Source organism: Sphingomonas radicis (genome assembly GCF_051400635.1).
Classification (GTDB): domain Bacteria; phylum Pseudomonadota; class Alphaproteobacteria; order Sphingomonadales; family Sphingomonadaceae; genus Sphingomonas.
The window spans coordinates 363,882-384,482 of sequence record NZ_JBLFFG010000001.1; the positions used below are offsets into that span (position 1 = coordinate 363,882).

Consider the following 20,601-nt stretch of genomic DNA (forward strand, 5'->3'; position numbering starts at 1 on the left):
CCTTCGAGAAACTGGCATTGGCGGGGTTTCCATGTTGTCGCCTCGATCCTATCCCGCTAGATGGATCGAAGGGTGGCAGCTGCGGCTGCGGGTGCCCCAGAAAGCGAAGGGGCGGACGTTTGCACGAAATCCTCGCCGGAGGCCTGCGGTTGGCCGGCCTGTCGATGCGCATGTTCCTGGCCTTGTTCATGGCCAAATACCTGTCCCTCGAAGATCTCGGCATTTTTTCGTTGTTGGTCGGCCTGAGCGGATTGCTTCCGGGGGCCGCCGGGCTGGGCCTGAGCTACTTCGTCAATCGCGAGATCGTGAGCATGGCCTCACAACCTGCCGTGCTCCTGGCCCGCGACCGCTTGATCGTCACTGTTGCGTGCGGCGCAGCCTCTTGTGCGGGTTTGGCGCTTTTGGTCGAGTTGGGACAAATCGACATCCCAGTCCGCCCGTGGATGTGCGCGTTGGTAATCGTGCTTGAAATGGTCGGCTTCGATTTGCACCTGCTTCTAATCGCGCGACATCGCGCGCCTATGGCCAACTTTCTTCTGTTTATGCGTTCCGCGTTCTGGATACCCATATTCATGACGTGTGCCTACCTGTTCCCGGCGTATCGAGATATAAATGCCTTGATCGGCACCTGGCTATTTGGACTCGTAATTTATCTCCTGATCACTGTTATAGTCCTAAGACGGGCCGTTTTAACCTCGTCGTTATGGACTTCCGAGTTCAACATTGGATGGTTACGCTCTACCTTACCTCGCGCGATGCCTATCTGGATCAGCGACTTTGCCTTGGCTATAAGCCAAAATGCAGATCGGTTCATTATTTCATCCGTCATCGGAGTCGCGGCGGCGGGCATATATTATTTCTATTTCTCGATCGCGAACGCCGCCTTCCTGATCGTCCAGTCGGCGACGACCCAGCCTTATATGCCTCGGTTACGCCGTGCATTCACTGAACATGCCTATGCGCCATTCGTTCGTATGGCTGATCGTTGTCTGGCGAAGCTGGCCGGCTTTGCTTTCATCACGTTCGTCATGACTGAATTAGCGACGCTCGTTCTTGTCAACGAGTTGGAGCGAGCAGAGCTAGCGAGAGAGTTGAGCATTATGCCAATTCTACTCGTGGGGATGATGGGAAAGGCCACGAATGACTATTTTGGTATCATAGATTACATTATGGAGCAGGATAAACGTTTTATAGCGCTCAATATCGTCTCGTTTGTTTTGGTAATTATGGCGATCTTTATTCTGACTCCCTTCTTTCATATACAGGGCGCAGCTGTCGGAATGGCAACAATCATGATTATTTTAGCTTTAGCTCGGGGCGCGAATTGGGAGAAGAATATAAAACCCAAACTGCTCACTGAGACGCAAAGCGGCACAATCGCATGAAGATTCTGGTCCTATCTGCCCTTTACCCGCCTTACGCCTTTGGCGGCGCTGAGGATTGCGCCTGTAGCTTCGCCCAATGGGCGGGGATGCAGGGGCACGAAGTTCGTGTTCTGATGGCTGCCGCTAAGCCGGGCGAAGTGGGCGCGGTGAGTGAGAGCGAAGGCGTTTCGGTAACCATGCTGGCGACGCCCCACATCTATCCCGTTAATGCGTTCGACAGGGCGGCCACATGGCAGAAGCCGATTTGGCACTTCCAGGACCACGTGGCCGATGGTGCTGGGCGTGATGTGGCCGCGCAGGTGTCCGCATTCGCTCCCGACGTGATCGTGATTCACTACCTCCAAGGGTTCGGCTATCGCACCCTCGCTCATTTGGCGCGCTGTGGCGTTCCTGTAGTCTATGTGCTTCACGATCTTGGATTAGCATGCATTCGCATGTCGATGTTCCGCAACGGGCGACAGTGCGTAGGTCAATGCTTCGCATGCAAAGTCTCGGGAGCTTATAAAACGAAGCTGATCGAGAAGCTCGCAGCACATACGCAAGTTGCCTTTATAGCCCCTTCTCAAGCCATTCTCGACACCCTTGATCAATTCGTCGGTTTGAAACGGTATCCCAATGCCCGTATCTTGAACACGAAGGCCTATCCCGTTTCGCAGCTGCCGCACGTTTCCGGCGAATTCGTTCGATTGCTCTATGTCGGAAAACTGGATAAATCCAAGGGTGTTGATGTACTTGTCGCCGCTGTAGAGCGATTGTCATCGGTTCATGCGGTGCGTCTCACCGTTGCAGGAAAGGGGCCGCTGGAGCAGGAGCTGCGCGCTCGCTATCACAATGCACCTTGGCTTCGACTGTTGGGTTTCGTGTCGCAAACCGATCTGGCGGACGAAATGGCGACTTCCGACTTACTGTGCGTCCCTTCACTTTGGCAGGAGAATTCGCCAGGGGTGGTGATTCAGGCACTGGGCGCCGGACTTCCGGTAGCCGCAACAGATCGCGGCGGCCTGCCAGAACTGATAGAGGACGGCCGTAACGGTATCCTGCTACGACGGCACGACATCAGCGATTGGGTCGAGCGACTGACGCCATTGGTGACCAATCGCGCTGCGTTGACTCAGTTGCGTGCACAAACCCAGGATGATCGCACATTGTTCGACATAGATGTCATCGGACGCAAGACAATCGGTTTTTTGGCAACCGTTGCCGGCCAGCGCGCCCAGGCTCAGGAACTGTAATTTGCGGTAGCTCCGGCGGTTATCCCTTGAGGACTTCAAGGATCTGTCCGCACGCGCCGCCCGGAAGGGCGACTGTGCTGTATCGGGTTCCACAAGGTCAGGCGTTGCATTGACTGAAGGGACACTTTGCAGATCGGCGTTCCTGCGGGGCACCGCCCTCGGGCCATCAACCCGTCGATCCGGGATAGGGCTCACAGCCTGAATTCAGTTACGAATCGCGCGTACCACCAAGTTGGAATAAATGTCATCACCGCGCGGCAATAGACGCGCGAGCGCGACTGACGAGATATTCATGAGAGGTACTATCAGTGTTCGGATCGGCCGTGACAGAGGGCCAAGTTTGGGCAGCGCCTGGTCGGTAATATAAGCGATCCACAGTTGAGCAATCGCAGCGACTGCTCCATTGGTCTTTTCGATCGCCGCCACGCGATAGCCGGCCTCCTCAAGCAGATGCCCAATACCGAAACTTGTGTAGCGCGCGAAATCATAGGGTTGTTCGTGCTCAGGCCACGCGAAGGGTATACTGAACATCAATTGTCCACCGGGCTTCAGCACGCGGCGGATCTCACGGAGGATATTGGGCAGATTGAACACGTGCTCAAAAACTTCAAACGCGACAACGCCGTCGAATTTTCCATCCTCGAAAGGTAAATGTCGTCCGTCATAGAATATATCGACATTGCTGCTGCTATGGTCGTGACCCGATTGAGCAATATCGACCCCGACATAACTCTCCACGTTGGTGAACAGCGTCCGATATGGCTTTGAGCCACAGCCAAAATCAAGAATGGCTCCTCGGAACTCGGGGGCGGCACGGCTTACGGCCTTATAAAGCGCCCGACGTATCAAATATGCGGGGTGAAAGAGCACTGCGCGTCGGGAGGTAAGGAAAGCATCCCGCCGCAGACTGGCCAGAAGCTTGCCTTTGCTGAACTTTTCTAACATGAGCGCAGTACCCTAGCCGGCGTCTGGAAGTCGGCTAAGGGTAATCCGGTCCAGGCTCACGTTGTACGAGGAGGGGCTGGCCTGTAGCCGCGCGGCGATCTGCAGCTCGGGGAATGCGCAGGGGACCCGCGCTTCAGATAGGTACCGTAATGCTGGTGAGCCGGACGGGCTTTCTAGCCGGAAATCTACCACAGAACCATCATCGCAGCGTAAGCGAAAAGCGAGGAGGCGATCGACGATTGCGTGCGAATCCTGCGTGGTAACGTTGAGACGATACATGCCCGGCTGAGCAGACGTACGTTGCGACGCAAAGACCGGTACACCACGACCATCCCAGGACAGGCTGAGGCGCGGAACTCCGGCGTCCAAGTAAGGCACCGCGGAGAACCCTGGGCCGGTCGCGATATGCCACTCGAACGGCACCGACATAATATCGCCGTCAAGGGAACTGGTGATGACGCGAAAATCCGGGTCGTTCACGGGCGAGGTAACTCGTGCGGCATCGAAGAGTTGCCACAGATGCCATGCTTCCGCCCGGTTGCCGCCGCGGATTAGGGCGGGGAGCAGAGGTGCCACCTCGTGGCGCTCCAACTGATCACCACCCCGTCGAAGTGCGAGCAGCACCTGATACCGGCTGAGTGCCGCACGGGGGTCCCTCAAATCTCCTGCCATGAGAAGATAATCGCGCCGCCATGGCGGTCGGCGGGCGAGCAAGCGCACCACATAGGGGCGGCCCTCATCCAGCTTCTCCATCTGTCCGAGTGCCAAGCTGCCTTCGTCAAAGAGTTGCCTGCGCCGCAACAATGCGTCCAGACTATCGAGAGCGCCTGCCAAATTGTTCTTCGTGATGTCGTGCGCCAGAATGGTCTGGAGCGCTTCGGTACTGCGCCAACCCAATCGACGGAGCAACAATATCCACCGCTCGTCACTAACATGGCCGCCATAAACCACAGCAAAGTTGACCAACTCTTGGCGTAGCGGGCGTGCGATGATTGCCCGGGCGACTGGCGCCAAGGCGTGAAGCTGCGGCGAATCCTGCGGCGTTACCCGGCTTGATGCCACCGCAGCGATATTGGACGACGTCCGGACATAAACAACGGTTACGAGCAGCAACAGGCCCGCGGCGACGCCCGCGGCGATCCAACGACCGACGGGCCATCTACCAGCTTTAGGATCGGGACGAATATTCATAGCCATAGTTGTAGCCATAGTCGCTGCTTCCACCGTAGCCGAGCTTGACCGGATCAAACTTCGTCAAAACCGCGCCGACCAAACTACCCCCCGCATCGACGATTCGGTGGATGGCGTGCTGCGTCCCCCGGATGGAATTACGATTGGCTTCAATGACGAATATGATTGCCTCTACATGCGCGGAAAGCAGGATGGCGTCGGCCAACCCGAGCACCGGCGCCGAATCAACCATGACTATGTCATAGCGGCGCTTCAACTCCTCGATTAACTCCGGCACGCCCGAACCGTCGATGAAGTCAGACGGATTGAGCGGGACGGGGCCGGCGGTGATTAGTGACAAGCCCTCGACATCAGTCTTATGAATGGCCTCGTCCAGGCTAACTTGGTTAGTCAGCACGCTGGTAACGCCGACCTCGTTGGCTACACCGAAGAGATGATGCGCATTAGGCCGCCGCAGATCCATGTCGAGTAGGATGACGGTCTTACCCAAGCGGGCGAAACTGCGGGCAAGAGCATAGCAGGTGCTCGACTTTCCTTCCGCGGCCTGGGTACTCGTGAACATCATCGATCGCGGAACGCCTGCGGCCGTCGCTAGCGCCAGACTCGCGCGGATGGAATTGATGGCCTCGTTACTCGGCGACTTCACGTCCTGCAGGTCAAGCTTGAGATCGTCCGCGACTGGGAGCGCACCGAGCAACGCCAGATCCAGGCGGTCCGTCACGTCTTGCGGCGTACGCACCGAGTCGAGCAACTGCTCTCTACCGACCACGGCTGCGGCCGATACCAACGCGGCGATCGCCAGGGCGACGCCGAAGGTGAGCGGGAGCTTCGGCCAAGACGGCCTCTCCGCCACTTCGGCTCGATCCACGATGGTCAAGTTGTTAGTCTGCACTCCAGCTTCGGCGTTGAGCGCGTTATAACGCCGCAATAGCGCATCATACTGCTGGCGATTGGTATCTGCCTCCCGGCGCAGAATGGATAGTTGAATCGATTGGTTCTGTTCCGACAGCGTACTATTTTTGAGGCTATCGAGCTTACCCTCTATCTGCTGCTCACGTGCAACTGAGGCATCATACTGGCTGCGTATCGAACCCCGAATGCTCGTCGCCAAGCTGCGAACCTGGTCGTTTATCTCCCCGATTTGTGCCGCAAGCTGGCGGACCGCAGGATAATCCTCTTGTCGGTTGGTCAACTGTTCCTGATACTTTGCCTGAAGCTCAGCGCGCTGATTGATGAGCTGCTGGATCGCAGGATTCGATAGAACTTCGGGAATATTGAGCAGAGGCAACGCCGCAGTTGTCCGCCACTTCTGCTCTGATTCTATTCGTTGCGCGGTTGCAGTCGCAAATGCCTCGTTAAGCTGAACGAGCTGCGCCGTGACAAGCGATTGAGGCTGCGTCTGGCTGTTTGAACTCGCCGCATTCGATGCATCGACGATACGCGTGCGCCGGGCATAGTCGAGCGCCGCACGCTCTGACTGTTGCAGGCGCTCCTGGGCTTCCGCAAGCTGCCTGCGCAGGAAATCGAGGGCGTAGTTGGAGCTACTCGCCCGGCGCTCCAAGCTGTTGCGTATGAAAGCATCGGCATAGCCATTAGCTACTCGCGCCGCAATTCGAGCATCCGGACTAGTAAAGGTCAGAACAGCGATACGTGTGTCGCCGGTATATTCTACAGATACATTGTCGCGCAGAACTTTCAGAATATTTTCCCGATGGGCCTCCTGCTGCGACAGGATGCGGCTCGGCGCCGTTTCGTCCGCATTCATTGCTTCCAGGAACGCGTTGCCGCGAAAAAGTCCCAAATTCTCGGCAACCGTGGTCGCGACCGCACGGCTTCGGATAATATCCAGCTGCGTTTGCAAAAAACGTTCGGTGTCGAGGCGGGACGAGGCACTTTCGCGATCTGCCTCAGTGCCTAGAACCTTCTCCGCTTCCTGCCGGATCTCAATGCTGGAGCTACTTGAAAAATAGGGTGTCGCAAGCAAGGTGTACAGGACTGCGCCCACAAGAGCCAAGACGAGGATTACCCCGATCCAATAGCGCGACCGGTAGATTGCAGCCCAAATTTCACGCAAATCGAAACCGGCGGCAGCTTCTTTGGCGTTAGCAATGGACGCTACGTGGAAAGCGTCGGTAGCGGAGCTGTGCGAGTTCACGGTTGATGCTTTCCAATCACTGACGCAGCGCAACGAACAAGCCGGCCAGCCCTGGCAGCGCGGTCAAAATATCACGATATATACGCTTCGCCCCCGAATACCCAACGACGACGACATCTCCCTGCCGGATTTCCGGATCGGTAAAACGTGCTGCACGTATGTCGTTTAGGTCGAAGCGCGCGGCATACCGCTTGCCTTCGAAGCTACGGAAAATCACGACTTCATTGAGCTTTGCAAACTCGGTTGTTCCCTCACCTAAGGCAACAGCCTGCATTAGCGTAATCCGGCCAGGCATATCATAGATTCCTGGCTTCTTTACCTCGCCGTCAACTGTAAAGTTCAGGTTCTTGGTCTCGAGAACCGAGACAGAGACGGACGCATCGCGCAAGTAGCGCTCATTAAGTAGCCGAGCGATATCCGCTGCCAGTTCGGCGGTGGTGCGACCCTGAGCCGGCACTTCGCCAATCAACGGCACTGCAACTTTGCCGCTTAGCCCAACAGGAATTTCACCCCCCAAGTCCTCTTCTCCGAAGACCACGATATTTAGCTTGTCAAGCGGTCCGATGCGGTAGTCCGGCATAGGCGCCGGGCCATCAGGAGTGGCGTCGGCGGGAAACGATGTCTGCCCGACCGGAACGGAGCTAATCCGACCCGAGCAGCCGACGCACATAAGCGTGGCCAGAAAGCATATCGTGAGCGATCGCAAATCAGGCTCCGTGTACTACAAGATGCGGCGAGTGATCCGGCCTCTTAGATGGCGCGAGCCATACCGGCAAGAGCCGCTAGCGGGTTGCCTCGCGCAGCTCCGGCCGGCTTGGCACACCGTCAGGCCGACGCAGCACCATCGCGATTGCGACGGCGAAGATTGCCAAAGTTGCAGGGCGACGCAACGGGTAGTCCACCAGGCTATGCAGAGCCATGAGTGCGATTATGACTGCACCGGCCACGCGTATCGCCGCAGCCCGGCGGTCATGCAGGCGGCGCAACTCCCATATAGAACCCAGGATGACAACCGCGAGAACAAGCAGGGCAATTACTCCTGTCAGGCCATATTCGATTACCATCTCGACGTAATCATTATGAACGTGGTTCATAATCGTTGGTTTCACCCATTCAATTGGTTCAGAGGTGATAAACAAGTCTTCAAATACTCCCCCACCCGCTCCAGTTGGCCAATATTGCGTAACGAGCGGGAGACTTCGTTGTGTAAAGAGCACTCGGTTATCGTCGCCAATGTGATCGAAGCGATCCATCATTGTTTGAAAGGGGGATGAGGAAATCACAACAGCTCCGACCACGATAACGATCGTGGCGATCAGGATACGATGACGAATACTAATTCGAGATGCGAGTGACAGTGCAATTGCTAACGAAGCAATAAGGTAAAGCGCTATCCCCGCGCGGCTGGCCGTCGCGAGCGTAGCGATTAACGCGACCGTCCAGTACACGAAGAAAAATAGGCGTGGTACAGGATATCTCTTCTTTCTTGACGCAAGCAACAGCACACTCGCAAGGGGAAGTGATGCGGCAATCGCCATCGCCATATGGTTCTTGTTCGCAAAGAAGCCAATCAATGCACCGTCGTGAGCTTGTTTGAAGAAGCGAGGAAAGGCACCATTAGTTGCTACTTGTATGACCCCAACAAGAATGCCCGCACAAATTAGTCCTAGGAGCAGGATCAATACCCGCTCGAAATCCGCGAGTTTAAGCGCGAGCAATCCGATCACTAGCGCCGCAAAGCCGCTGGCCATCACAAAGGTTTGAGCGGTGTACAACGGCTCTAGGCTCAACGGGCGCCATAGATCAGCTTGTCCAATCAATGCGAGCACATCTGCGCGCAGCGCGCTGCCCGGCAGCGCCTGCCAGATAGCAGGGGGAAGCGGGATGATTTGGAGAAGCGGAGTAATAACAATTAGGGCCATAGCCAAATATGCACTGATCGGCGCGTTGGCGGTTGTCGGACGGAGTACAATCACTGCGCCAACGAAAAGGCAGGTCGCGGTCATCAGCAAATACGTCGTCGGCCCGGGAACGGTATTTCCGCCGCCCAATATCGACAGAAGACTGATGTAGATGCCTATAACAATCAGCAAGGGATTTGGAATGCTCAGCGTCCGAAGTGTCCGATGAGCGGGCATGGGAATCCAATGAGCAGGCATGCGAAGGACTTAACCACGTCCGCGGCACGGGCCAACCCATTTTCTCAGGAAGAGGCTTTTTGCCGGCCCGAATCCGAGCGGGCTTGCTCGTCAACCTCCACGAGAGGCTTCGACGCAGTCAACATGACGTCGTCGTCGACGGTGACGCTTTATCAGGACGACATCGCTTATCCCCTTCACGCTACCAGGATCGGTCTTCGATCTCAGCGTTGCCGGAGAGCCGAGAGGACTCAACCTCCCGTCGCCCAGATCCTCCTGATCTTGCCGAGCAAGACTCTGGCCAGAGCAGGATCGTTGAGGCGTGTGACGAGGCCCAGCGTGTTGGGATCCATGTTGGGAACCGAGGCAGGGTTCTTTGCGGCGGCGATGAGCACATTGGCCATGCCGTCGCCGACCCCGGGCACCTCCATCGCCTTTGCCTTCACGGTCGCTTCGCTGCCGCGGCCGATCGCGCTAAGCACCGATGCGGCGAGCTCCGGATCGAGTGCGTCGGTGCGATCGCGGTTGCGCGTGCTGAGCGCGACCTCGCGCGCGTCATCTGCTGGCAGCGCCTCATGGCCGGCGAGCCCGGCTTCGTTGATCGCATTCACCGGAACCGTCGAGCCGCCGCCGCGCGAGGTGCTGTTGATCGTGACGTTCGCGGTGGCGGCGCTGGGCAGGGGATCGTCCGCGACGATCGTCGCATGGGAACGGGCGGAGACGCCGTTGCTCGCGAGCTGGGTGTCGCGCCTGCCGCCCACCTTGAGCACCGCGGCGGTGGTGATGATGTCCGCCGATACATAATAGGGTCCGTGCTCGTTCGCGAGATTATCGCGCTCGTTCGCGATGACCACCTTGTAATAGCACCAGTATCGGTCCGTATTGACCCACCTCTTGATGCGGCTTTCGATGTGGCTCTCGTGCAGCCGGTTGGCCTGCTGGGTGATCGGAAACAGGTTATGCTCCCGGCCCGGGCCGCCGATATTGTCGTTGAGCAGATGGCCGCGAATATAGTTGGTGGCCTCGTCTCCCGTTCGGCTGGGAAGCTTGCCCATAAGCGCGTCCTGCCCCTGAGGCGGGCCGCCGGCAGGATGGTCTGGGCCGAGCAGCCGGGCCTCCATTTCCGTGCCGACCGCGCTGCCGCCCAGCGTATCGGACTTGAACTCGACTTCGGTGCGCAGCGCGAGACCGTCGGTGCGGGCGAGATCGTCGCCGCGCAGCAGCTCCTCGACGCGATTGTAGCGAACCGGGTTGACCTCGATCTTGACACACACGCCGCCGCCCGGCTGAGGCTCGAGCGCGATCGCGGAGAGCTGGAAGCGGCGCTTGATGCGCGGGAAATAGCTTTCGAGCTCGGCGGTGTCCGTCACCGAATTCTCGATCAGGCCCACCATCGTGTTGGCTGCCTCGACATCCTCCTCCTGTTGCTCGGGCGTGCGCGGCATCGGCACCGGCGATTCGTCGAGCATCGCCAGGCTGATCGCCTGGGGAAAGCGCGGCTGGTTGGTCTGTGGCACCTGATCGGCAGGCGCGGCGCGCTCGGGGGTAGCCGGCGGGGTTCCGGCCGCGGCCACCGCTGCAGCGTCGGCGGAGCCCGGCGTGGGCGCACGCCCGGGGGCCGGCCCCGCGGCATCGGCGGCGGCGTCGGGTGTCGGAGTGGGCCGCGCGCCCGGAGGACCGCCGGCAGCCGCCGCCGCGCTCGGCGAAGCGACGGGCGCGACCCCGGGAGCTGGCTGGGTGCCCGGAGGCGGGCCGACCGGCGCGGGAGGCCGTGGCGGAGCGGGAGGCGGCGCATCGGAGGTGTTGGCTTGCGCCGCGAGCTCGGGGGGCACGGTGCCGGCGGCAGGGCCGGGCTGGCGCAGCTGGCCCTGCCATTCGGCGCGGTTCTGGAGCGCTTCGCGCGCGCCGGAGGGGGCCGGGCCATCCTCGGGCATCGCCGCCTGGATCAGGCTCCCGGTATCTATATCGCTGGTGTTGAACTCGATCGTGGGTGGCGCGGGATTGGAGAAGTTATAGGCCATATGCGCCTGGAGCCCGAGATCGGGGCCGATGTTCCACATCCATTCGCCGAGCTGCCAAGTGTTCTCCCAGACGGTGACCCAGAAGGCCTCGACCTCCGCCCAGGCATTGAGCCCGACCTTGAAGCGCGCGCCGGCCGCGAGCGTCGCCGTACCTTCGATCATATAGTTACCGTCGGTATAGCTGAGCACCGGAATCACCGAGACCGCGCCATAGATGCCCGCCGAGGCGACGCCTTCGATTCCGCCGGTGAGCGAGCCCAGCACCACGTCGAGCCCCAGCCCCGCGCCGAATGCGACATAGGCTTCGGCGAACGCGGGGATGAACAGCTCGCCCGAGATCGAGAAGCTCGGCTCGCCGTCCTGCCCGATCGTATAGGAGCCCTCGACGGTGATGTTGCGGAATACGCCCGGGCCGATGCCCGCTCGGATTCCGGCGCGGATCCGGATCACCGCGACCAGGATCGCCCAGAGGGGGATATTCTGCGAGTAGCGGAACAGCTCGCGATCGGTACGCAGTTCCGGGAAGAGCTCGAGCGGCTCGGTGACGGTGATGCTGCCCGAGACGTCGACGCCGCCCTCGGGCAGGATTTCGGCATGAAGCGTCCCCTGGAGCCGCGGGGCGATCTGCGCGGTCACGTCGCCGCTGCCCGTGACCTGAAGCGCCCCCTCTTCGGTCTGTGCGACGCGGACGCGGATCGTCCCCGAGAGTTTGCCGTCGTCGGCCGAATAGGAGAGCTCGGTCTCGCCGGCCCAGAGTCCTTCGCGAAATTCGACGCGCACCGCGCCGGTGATGCCGGGGAGCAGCGAAGGATCGATGGGCACATCCGCCGAGCCCGAAAGCTGACCCTCGACATAGTTGATCGTGAAGGTCGCGCCCTGCAGTCCCGGGACGGTGAGGTTCACCGTGGCGCCGATCGAGACTTGCCCCGCCTCGTTATAGCCAGCGCGCAGTTCGCCGTTGCCGGCGGGCCCCAGCATGACCCGCACCGATCCCGCGAAGCTCACTGCGCCGGTCGCGCCGAGCGTGGCGGTGATCGTGCCGGACTGGATCGGCAGGCCTTCCGGAAAATCGCGCGAATTGATCGTCACCTGCCCGGTCAGCGCGCCTTCGCGATAGGCCCAGCTGCCGGTGACGTCGGTGAAACCGGTGAGCGCCAGCGCGAAATCGCCGCTGCCTTCGAATTGCCCGCGGGTGATCGTCGCGTTGATCGTCGCCGATCCAAGGCCTGGATAGCTGAGAATGAGCGCGTCGAGCGCGCCCGAGGTGACGCCGTCAGCATAGGCGAGCCGCACGGTGCCGCCGCCGATCTGCAGCCCCGCCACCGACGGCGCAATCCGGGCAGCGGGTATCTCGACCGTTCCTGACAGGCTTCCCGCCTCGGTGACCGCAAGCTCGGCGCGCACGCCTCCGAGGAACGGAGAATTGAGCGCGACATGCCCCGATCCCGAGAGGCTGCCCGTTTCGGAGAAAGCGAGATCGAAGGCACCGCTGCCGAGGCGCGGATAATCGAGCGTGGCGTTGACCGATCCGGAGAGCTTGCCCGCGCTCAACGTTATGGTGCCGCCGCCGGTGACGGTGAGCTTGCGGCGGAGCGAAGCGGGCGTGAGGTCCGCCGCGTCGATCGTAGCGCTGGCGGTGAGTGTCTTGTCCTCACCGATGCTGATCGACAGCCGCGGGTTGCCGAGTGCGGGAAGCTGGGTGTTGGCAGTCGCCTGGAGCGAGGCGCGGCCGGCGCGGCTCACATTGACAGTGAAGGCGCTCGATTCGACGTGCGGGATCTCGAAATGCCCGGCGATGCGCAGCATGCGCGTGCGATCCGCGGGCGCAAAGGTGGCGCTTTCGAACACCAGCCCTGGCAGCACACGCCCGCGCTCGGCGAGATCGATGCGGCGTTCGCGGAGCAGAGCGGCCGGAATGCGAAAGCCGGGTGCAGGGCCAAGGTCCACGACGAAATCGCCGCTGTCGTCCAGCAGGCCGAACATCGCGGCATTGCCTGCTGCTTCCGCTCCCGGCGCGCGCTCGACCGCCGGATCCGGTTCGGGAGCGGGCGGGCGCCTGGTGGGTGCCGGCGGGGCAGTCGTCACGGCAGGCTCGGTCATCCGACTGCCTTTCCGCCGCCCGGCAGCGCATGGAGATCGGCGAATAGCGCCTTGCGCAGCGGCTGGCCCTGTTTGAGATATTCACGTGCGACTGCCGCCACTAGGTGCCGCATCGCGATCGGCTGATCGTCGCGGGCCGCGGCGTGCGCGGCAGCGATCGCGCAATTGCGGATCGCGCCGCCGGTCAGCTCGTAGCGCTCGGCGAGCAGCGCGAAGTCGACCCCGTCGGCAAGCGGCGCGCCGGTGCCGGCGAGCTTGCTCCAGAGATGGAGCCGCTCGGCCGGCCCGGGCACCGGGAAATCGACGACGAAGTCGATCCGGCGAAGGAATGCCTCGTCGAGGTTCTGGCGAAGGTTGGTCGCGAGGATCGCGATGCCGTCGAACCGCTCGATCCGCTGGAGCAGATAGCTGACTTCGATATTGGCATAGCGATCGTGCGCGTCCTGCACCTCGGAACGCTTGCCGAAGAGCGAATCGGCCTCATCGAAAAACAGCACCGCCGTGGCGCGTTCGGCAGCCTGGAACACAAGCTCGAGATTGCGTTCGGTCTCACCGATATATTTGGAGACGACGCCGGAGAGATCGATACGGTAAACGTCGATCCCGAGCATGTGCGCAACTGCGCCGGCCGCCATGGTCTTGCCCGTGCCCGGCGGCCCGACGAACAATGCGACCAGCCCGGGACGGCGGCCATAGGCGGCGCCCAGCCCCCATTCGCCGACCACCCGCGGCCCGGTGACGCGGCTCTCGACCAGATTCGAAAGTGCCGCCATCGGCTGCGGCGGCAGCACCAGCGCCTCGAACCCCCGGCTGGTCTCGATGCGTTCGGCAAGATCGGCGAGCGCATGGCCCGCGCGCCGCCGCGCGGCGGCGCACAGGGCATGGTCGAAGGGTTCCTCGCCGCTCATCGCCTGCCGGACGAGCGCCGGCATCTCCTCGAAACGAAGCGCGAAGGTTTCGGCGAGCGCATGGGCAAGCCGCTCGTCGGCTATGGGGCCGCCACGCTCGATCGCGAGCGACCAGGCGGCAGTGCGCGCAGCAACCGGGACTGCGCGAGCTTCCCGCCCGATCACAGCGAGCCCCGCCTGGTTCCAGATCTCGCCGCTTCCGGTGAGGATGCACGGCGGCGCCAAGAGCGCGGCGGCGGCAACCCGCACGCTCGCGGGCGCCTTGTCCCAGCCGTGCAGCAGCGGCACCGCTCCCGCCAGCCGCGCCTCGCGAAGCGCGCGCGCAAGCCGCACCTTTACGGCGGTCTCGGGCACGGCCTGCCAGCGCAGCCAATCGAGCCGCGCGACGCCCGCGCCCGCACGTTGCGCGAGGGCGAGCGCCCAGAGCCCGGCGTCGCCGTCGCTCGCCTCGACCAGCGCGATGCAGTTTTCGAGCGGAGCCTGGGCTGCAGGATAGGCTTCGGCGATTGCATCGTTCGCCGTATCGAATGCGATCCACGGCGCCAGCGCGGGATCGGAACGCTCGCGGCCCATCAGCAGATCGAGAAGCCGTTCCTCGCAGTGGAGGCCGTTCGCCATCAGCGGCCGATCGCCGTCCTCGGGCGAAAGCAGCGCGTGGCGCCGCAACGGACCGTCGCTCGCGCAGGCGGCGCGCAGCGCGAGCAGGCCGACGCCACGGTCCGCAAGGATCCGCTGCGCGAGCGACGGCGTGAGCGAGCGGCGCGCCATGTCGTCGGCCAGGAAGCCGTAGATCAGCCCGAAGCGCGGATCGATCGCGGGCGCCGCCGCCAGGATCAGCAGGTCCTGCGCGAGCGGATCGAGGCCGAAGCAGCGCGCCAGCCGGTTGATCATCAGCTCCGGGTCCGAAGCGCGCGCCTCGTGCACTGCACGCTCGGCTCTCCCGACCTCGGCGTCGAGCCCGTCTTCGCGCCCGATGCCGATCCGCCCGGCGATCTCGTCGCAGAGCATCGCCGCATCTTCCTCACCGAGGACGAGACCCAGGAACTGTTCGCGCCGGCCGGATGCCCGCAGCGCGCGCATCACCTCGACCTCCCGCCTGAGCCGCAGTGCCAGCGCGCCGAGCGCCTGTTCGAGATGCGCCGCATCCTTCACGGCATCAGCACCCGAAGACGATGCGCAGGACGCCATGGCAGCGATCCAAGCTCGCCCACCAGCCCCGCTATGGTGAGGACGATGGCCAGCGGCGGACGCACTAGCCTGACGGTGAGCCACGCTGGCTCGAGCTCGAGCGCACCGCCGATGTGAAGGAACTGCCGCCGCAGATAAGCCGCGCTGCTCCCCTTGAGACCCGGCAGCCGCTCGGCAAACTCGGCGAGCAGATGCGCAGCCCACTCTTCGGGGGTGGCGCCGGCCCCATCTTCGGGTCGGATCGGGGGCAAAGGCGGCAGTTCGGGTTCGATCGGAAAGGGCAGCAGAAGATCGACGAGCGCCTCTGCCTGGCTCTCGTTCCGCGGGGGTGGATCGAGCACAGCGAGCACAACCGCGCGCGCTTGGCCGGGGGTTAGACGCAAGTCGAGCGAAAGCGCCCGCATCGTGGGGAGCAGGAGCGCGAGACCGGCAAAGGGCGATTCAAGCCGCACGACCTGCGCTCGCGGCGGCTGTTTGCTTTTTACCGGGCTCGGGCTTTCGGCTGAGACGCTACCGGGCGGGCGCACGCCGAGCACCGCGGACGCAACTGCCGCCAGACGGCGTCCCCTGCGGCCCGAGAAGAATCGTTGCGCGAAGGCCGCTTCGCGCCGCCCCATGCTCACGAGCGGGAGGATCTCGACGCCGTCGAGCTCCCCCACGCTGAGGAGGTCGAGCAGCTCGGGTGCGGTGTCGGCGATATGCGCGAATGCCGCCAATGCGCGTGCGGCGGTGGCACGCTGCTGAAACGCGGGCTCGCCTTCACCGTCCGAAGGTGCCAGGCTCGCCAGCACGAGCGCCAGCGCCGCGGCCGGCGGGCGAAGCGCGCGCCATCCGGGGGGCGCCGCTGCGAGAAGCTCGCGGACCAATCCGGCCGCCGACGCGCCGGGCGTCACCGGATCGGGTGCCAGTGCATCCAATATTCGCGCGCAGTGCGTCGCCTCGATTCGCCGCGCCAGCCAGACCGGGTCGCGCATGCCGAAACCCCAGCGCGACAGCGCAGGCAGATACCCCGGCCGCGCCGCGAGCAGTTCGGCAGCGGCCCAGGAGGGCGAAACGTGATCCAGTGCTACGAACTCGACGAAGGCGAAGGCGGGGTGCGGCACGACTTCGAAGCGCCGCTCGAGATAGGCAGCGACATATTCGGGATCACCGGGGAAGCGCACGACGCCGGGATGGCCGGTGCGGGCAAGCGCCGCGGCAACCGCCGCCGCGATGCGTTCGCCCCACAGCCGCGGCATGGCCGCGCTTTCGAACGCCTCGCGCGTCAGCACCAGATCGAGCTCGATCCGATCGATCCGCACGACTTCCCCTTCGCTGCCGAGCCGACCGCGGATCGCTTCGGCAATGGCCCTCGGCAGATCCTCGCGCGAGATGCGTTCAAGCCTGTTCCGCACCGGAAGCGCGTCAGCGGCGGCGCCAACGAGCTGGCAGCGCGCTTCGACTGCGCCAAGCGTCAGCCGGTCGCGCGCCGCCGCGCTCATCTCCGCGGCTCGCCGATGGTGGGCAGCGATTCCAGATTGTTCGGCGGCAGCCCGTCCCCTTCGGTCTGGAGATATTTCCTGCGCGCGCGTGTGCGCTTGCGGAGCTTTCGCCCGGTGACGGACGCAGCCGCCGTGCGATAGGTCACGCCCGCTTCCACATTGGCGACCGCCTCGCCCAGCGTCTCGATGAAGCGTGTCCCGTCGCTGTCGAACCCGGCCAGCATGTCGATCGATCGATCGCTGTCGGTTTCGTCGGGGCGGATATGCGTGACGTACCGTGTCGGCATATCGTGCAGCGCGCAGACCATTTCGCCCAGTCGATCGAGCCGGGGAATGATGCGGCGGTTGCGTGGCGTGGCGAATACGCCCTCCGGGACCACTTCCACGGTGCCTAGCACCACCAGATCGGCCTCGACCGAATATTCCGGGGGAAGCGGCGGTCCCCAGGGGCCGCAGACCATCTCGTGCAGTGCGTCGAGATCGGGATCGGGATCGCAATGCGGCGGCGGAATCGCGCATACGACTTCGACGCGCACGCCCCCGCAACGCCGGCTGGGATGCATCGAATTGCCGGAGTGGCCGCAGCCGACGGGCATTGCCGGGCGCGGCCCGCCCTCCACCTCGGCAGGCCGAGCGACGATCCATGCGAAGATCGATGCCGACGCGACTGCGGCAGCTTCGCGAACCGAGCCGTCGACGTCGCGGCAGTCGATCGTCTCGCGGCAGGTCGCGCGGATGATGGCGGCGACGTCCTCGAACACCAGCTGCTGGGTGAGATAGACCTGATGGCCGAGTGGTGTGAGGCCGAACCCCGGGCTCACCATCAGATCGCTGCCGCCGGCCGCCGCGGAAGGCTGGCTTTCGGGGCTGATCGTGAGCCGGAGCCCTGCCGCCACGCCCCAGCCGAGCGTGCTGCGCGCCAGCAGCGCGAGCCGGTGATCGGCAAAGCCCTGCTCGAGCGCGAGATCGTCGGCGATCAGGAGCTGACGGTCGAAGTAGCGCGGCCGGTCCAGCCCGTTCGGGCGCCGCTGGTAGATGGATGCGGGCATCAGCGATCCTCCCGCAGCATCCAGAACCAACTCTCGAACAGCCCGCCTGCGACCCCGTCGCCGCTCGGCAGCACGCCGCCCAGAAAATTGCCGTCGATCGCCTGGTCCTTGTCGTCGAGCACGAAGTCGCAGCGCAGCAGGACGCGGGCGACGTCCATGATGAAGAGGTCGGACGTGGGCGCGATCCGGATTCCGCGCACGAACTCCTCGCCGTCGGCGGGCACCGCATCGACGATCACATCGTCCTCCACGGTGAAATCGGCGAGCAGTTCCACCGGCAAGCGCACCGGGCACAGGCAATTGTCGTTGTCGTTGAGCCGGGTGAGCAGCTCGAACACCAGACTGAAGTCCATCCCGAACTTGCTGTGCAGTAGCGTGTCGGCGCGGACCGGCCGGTCGAAGCCGATGGCGATCCCGACCTTTTCCATCAGCTCGGCGAATTCGGAGGGCGAGATCGGCTGGTTGTGGCGCCAGCTGAGCGCGAGGACATGGCCCAGATCGGGCTCGGGCGTGCTGCCGTCTGCACCGCGCGGGATGCCCAAAGTGAGCAGCAGATCGGCCTCGGCATCACCGACGATCGGCGTCAGCGCCGCCGTCGCGGCCGATCCCGCCGGGAGTGTGTTGACGGCGACCTGCTGGATGCCCGGTCCGCGCGGCCCCGGCGCGCCGTTGGTACCGTTTGTGCCGTTGGCGCCACGCGGGATGCCGAGCGTCAGCAGCAGGTCCGCCTCGGGATCTTCCGCGATCGGCGAGAGCGTGGCGGTGGCGGGCTGGTTCGCGGGCAGCGTGTTGACGGCGATCTGCTCGATCCCCGGCCCGCGCGGGCCGGTCGCTCCCGCCTCCCCCTGCTCGCCCGGATCGCCGCGCGGTCCCGGCGGCCCCTCGGCCACGCCTTCGTCGAGGATGCACTGGATCACCGCGCGCAGGTTCTGCGACGAGGGGATCAGCGGCCGATAGGTGAAGTTGTCGATCGCGACTTCGCCCTCGCGCGGGTCCTTGTCGCGAATCCGCGGCCGATCGGCGGCGACATAATTGGGCAGATGCGCGAGCACGACATGGTGCGAAGAGTCCATGCAGGTCACGCAGCCGTTGACCGCATCGCGGAAGCGGGCGCCGCAATCCGCCTCGTCGGGCTCGATCACCGCCACCAGCCCGCGATCGGGCTGCGCCTCCGCCGATTCGTCCGCCAGCGCGACATAGAGCTGCCGCCCGTTGAGCGTCAGCCGCTGCGACAGCCCTTCGCCGGGAAGCGGCTCTTCGGCGGCGTCGAACTGCTCGGCGGGCGCATCGGTGGGAAGCCCCGCCTGGGCGAGGTTCATGTCGAGCACGACGATCTTGGCTTCGATCCGCTCGTTGTCGAGCGCGCCGACCAGCGCATAGGCCCAGCGCTCGCCGGGCGCGACCGCGAGATCGAGCGCATGCGCGAGCGGCACCGCGACGCCCTGCCCGCGCTGCGCCAGCGCCCCGGTGGCCTCGATCCGCTCGTAGCGGCGCAGGATCGTCCGAGGCGCCTCGCCCGTGCCCGCAGCGAAGAGCAGGAAGACATAGCGGCTGTCGAGGCTCCAACTGCCCGCGACCGGCCGCTCGCCGGAAGACGTGGGGAGCACCGGATTGCCGCCGAGCGTGCGCTCGGCAGGCTCGCCGCCGAAGAGCAGCGCGACTTCGACCAGGCGCACCGCGGCGGCGCCCTTGCCGTCGACCACCAGCAGCCGCAGCCCGTCGGGCGAGATGGTGAAGACCGCGCCGCGTGTCTCCTCGGGCGTGCGCGCGTCCCAGTCGTCGAGCGTGGTCTCGGCGGGCGCGGCAGGTCCGGCCGGATCGGGAGTCGCCTCGCCGAGCCAGGTGGCGATCGCCTCCTGCGACCAAGCCGTGATCGCGCCGGTATCGAGCCGCAGCGCGAACAGTGCCCCGGTGCGCGGCGACACCACCAGCCGCACCGGCCCCTCGCGCGTGATCTTCGCGACCGGATCGGCATCCGAGCGGATCGTCGACTTGCGATAGACGGCGATTCCGGTGCCATCGTCCGATGCGAAGGAAAGGAAGACCTGGTCGCCGACCGGCGAGATCGCGAGATCGATCGGCCCGGCGGGGCCGTCGAGCGCAGTCACGATGTCGTGATTGCGCTGTTCGTAGACCAGCACGCGCGAGGTAGCCCCCTCGGACTCCTCGGCATTTTCGGGGACGACGGAGACATAGGCGTAGCGCGCGTCGTTATCGATCGCCACCGCCACTGGAGTCGCCTGCGAGAAGGTGAGCGTCTGGCGCCAGTCGAGCCGCGGCTTGTGGTGGTGATCGACCGGCGCGAATTCCTCGGGATCGGCGGCGAGCAGATGGAAATCATAGCTTTCGAGGATGCGCCCCGGCTTGCCCCCTTCGGCCGCGCCTTCGCACCCGCCGAGGATCACCGGCGCGAGCTCGCCCGCCCGGTCGCAGCGCTTGAGCGAAATGAACAGATGGCGCGTGCCGTCGAGCGCGGCGGCGAGGTCGGGATCCGCGTCGAGCAGCTGCGCGATCGGGATCGGCACCTTGGTGGGAACGATGATCTCCTGCCCGCAGCAATCGAGTGCGACGCCGGCTTCGAGCACCGCGAACTCGGCGCGGCATCCGTCGGAGGGGTGCTCGACGACCTTCAATCCGCAGATCGTGCCGGTGCCGTGGAGCGTCGCGTTGAGGAGCTGGCGCTTGGCCATGTGATAGACCTGCTCGTCCTCGAAATCGCGCGCGAGCAGCAGCTTGCCGTCGAAATAGGCGTTCCGGCGCGGCTCGTGGAGGCCGCAGGGTACGCAGGCGTTACCATCGCAATCCATA

The 20,601-nt window shown here is 63.7% G+C and carries 12 protein-coding genes; 2 read left to right on the forward strand and 10 right to left on the reverse strand.

All coding sequences use genetic code 11. The features are described from left to right. The first annotated feature begins 119 nt into the window (after positions 1–119). Positions 120–1,385, forward strand: a complete 1,266-nt coding sequence (locus ACMGDH_RS01605) for a lipopolysaccharide biosynthesis protein (protein ID WP_436826170.1) — start codon at positions 120–122, stop codon at positions 1,383–1,385. Then, positions 1,382–2,617, forward strand: coding sequence for a glycosyltransferase (locus ACMGDH_RS01610; protein WP_436826171.1), 1,236 nt, complete (start codon positions 1,382–1,384; stop codon positions 2,615–2,617). The genes ACMGDH_RS01605 and ACMGDH_RS01610 overlap by 4 nt, the downstream gene beginning before the upstream one ends. A gap of 204 nt (positions 2,618–2,821) precedes the next feature. Here the strand turns inward: ACMGDH_RS01610 and ACMGDH_RS01615 are convergent, their stop codons facing one another. The 10 genes from ACMGDH_RS01615 to ACMGDH_RS01660 form a co-directional block, all read right to left on the reverse strand. Further along, the gene (locus ACMGDH_RS01615) at positions 2,822–3,562 is read right to left on the reverse strand and encodes a class I SAM-dependent methyltransferase (protein WP_436826172.1); all 741 of its coding nucleotides are present in this window, start codon (positions 3,560–3,562) and stop codon (positions 2,822–2,824) included. Positions 3,563–3,574: 12 nt separating this feature from the next. Continuing rightward, complete coding sequence (locus tag ACMGDH_RS01620; RefSeq protein ID WP_436826173.1) at positions 3,575–4,759, reverse strand: hypothetical protein; 1,185 nt, start codon at positions 4,757–4,759, stop codon at positions 3,575–3,577. Then, complete coding sequence (locus ACMGDH_RS01625) at positions 4,731–6,908, reverse strand: GumC family protein (RefSeq protein ID WP_436826174.1); 2,178 nt, start codon at positions 6,906–6,908, stop codon at positions 4,731–4,733. Before ACMGDH_RS01625 ends, ACMGDH_RS01620 begins: the two co-directional genes overlap by 29 nt. A 16-nt stretch (positions 6,909–6,924) precedes the next feature. Then, positions 6,925–7,488, reverse strand: a complete 564-nt coding sequence (locus tag ACMGDH_RS01630; protein WP_436826175.1) for a polysaccharide biosynthesis/export family protein — start codon at positions 7,486–7,488, stop codon at positions 6,925–6,927. Between the two features lie 202 nt (positions 7,489–7,690). After that, positions 7,691–9,046, reverse strand: a complete 1,356-nt coding sequence (locus ACMGDH_RS01635) for an O-antigen ligase family protein (RefSeq protein WP_436826176.1) — start codon at positions 9,044–9,046, stop codon at positions 7,691–7,693. A gap of 251 nt (positions 9,047–9,297) precedes the next feature. Beyond that, positions 9,298–13,167: a translocation/assembly module TamB domain-containing protein gene (locus ACMGDH_RS01640; protein ID WP_436826177.1), complete on the reverse strand. Its 3,870-nt coding sequence runs from the start codon at positions 13,165–13,167 to the stop codon at positions 9,298–9,300. After that, a complete protein-coding gene (locus ACMGDH_RS01645) occupies positions 13,164–15,263 on the reverse strand; it encodes an ATP-binding protein (protein WP_436826178.1) in 2,100 nt (699 codons plus the stop codon). Before ACMGDH_RS01645 ends, ACMGDH_RS01640 begins: the two co-directional genes overlap by 4 nt. Then, complete coding sequence (locus ACMGDH_RS01650; protein ID WP_436826179.1) at positions 15,224–16,744, reverse strand: hypothetical protein; 1,521 nt, start codon at positions 16,742–16,744, stop codon at positions 15,224–15,226. Before ACMGDH_RS01650 ends, ACMGDH_RS01645 begins: the two co-directional genes overlap by 40 nt. Further along, positions 16,741–17,793 carry a DUF3892 domain-containing protein gene (locus tag ACMGDH_RS01655; protein ID WP_436826180.1) on the reverse strand — a complete coding sequence of 351 codons (1,053 nt, stop codon included), beginning with the start codon at positions 17,791–17,793 and terminating at the stop codon, positions 16,741–16,743. Before ACMGDH_RS01655 ends, ACMGDH_RS01650 begins: the two co-directional genes overlap by 4 nt. Continuing rightward, positions 17,793–20,600 carry a hypothetical protein gene (locus tag ACMGDH_RS01660; protein WP_436826181.1) on the reverse strand — a complete coding sequence of 936 codons (2,808 nt, stop codon included), beginning with the start codon at positions 20,598–20,600 and terminating at the stop codon, positions 17,793–17,795. Before ACMGDH_RS01660 ends, ACMGDH_RS01655 begins: the two co-directional genes overlap by 1 nt. Position 20,601 lies beyond the last annotated feature (1 nt).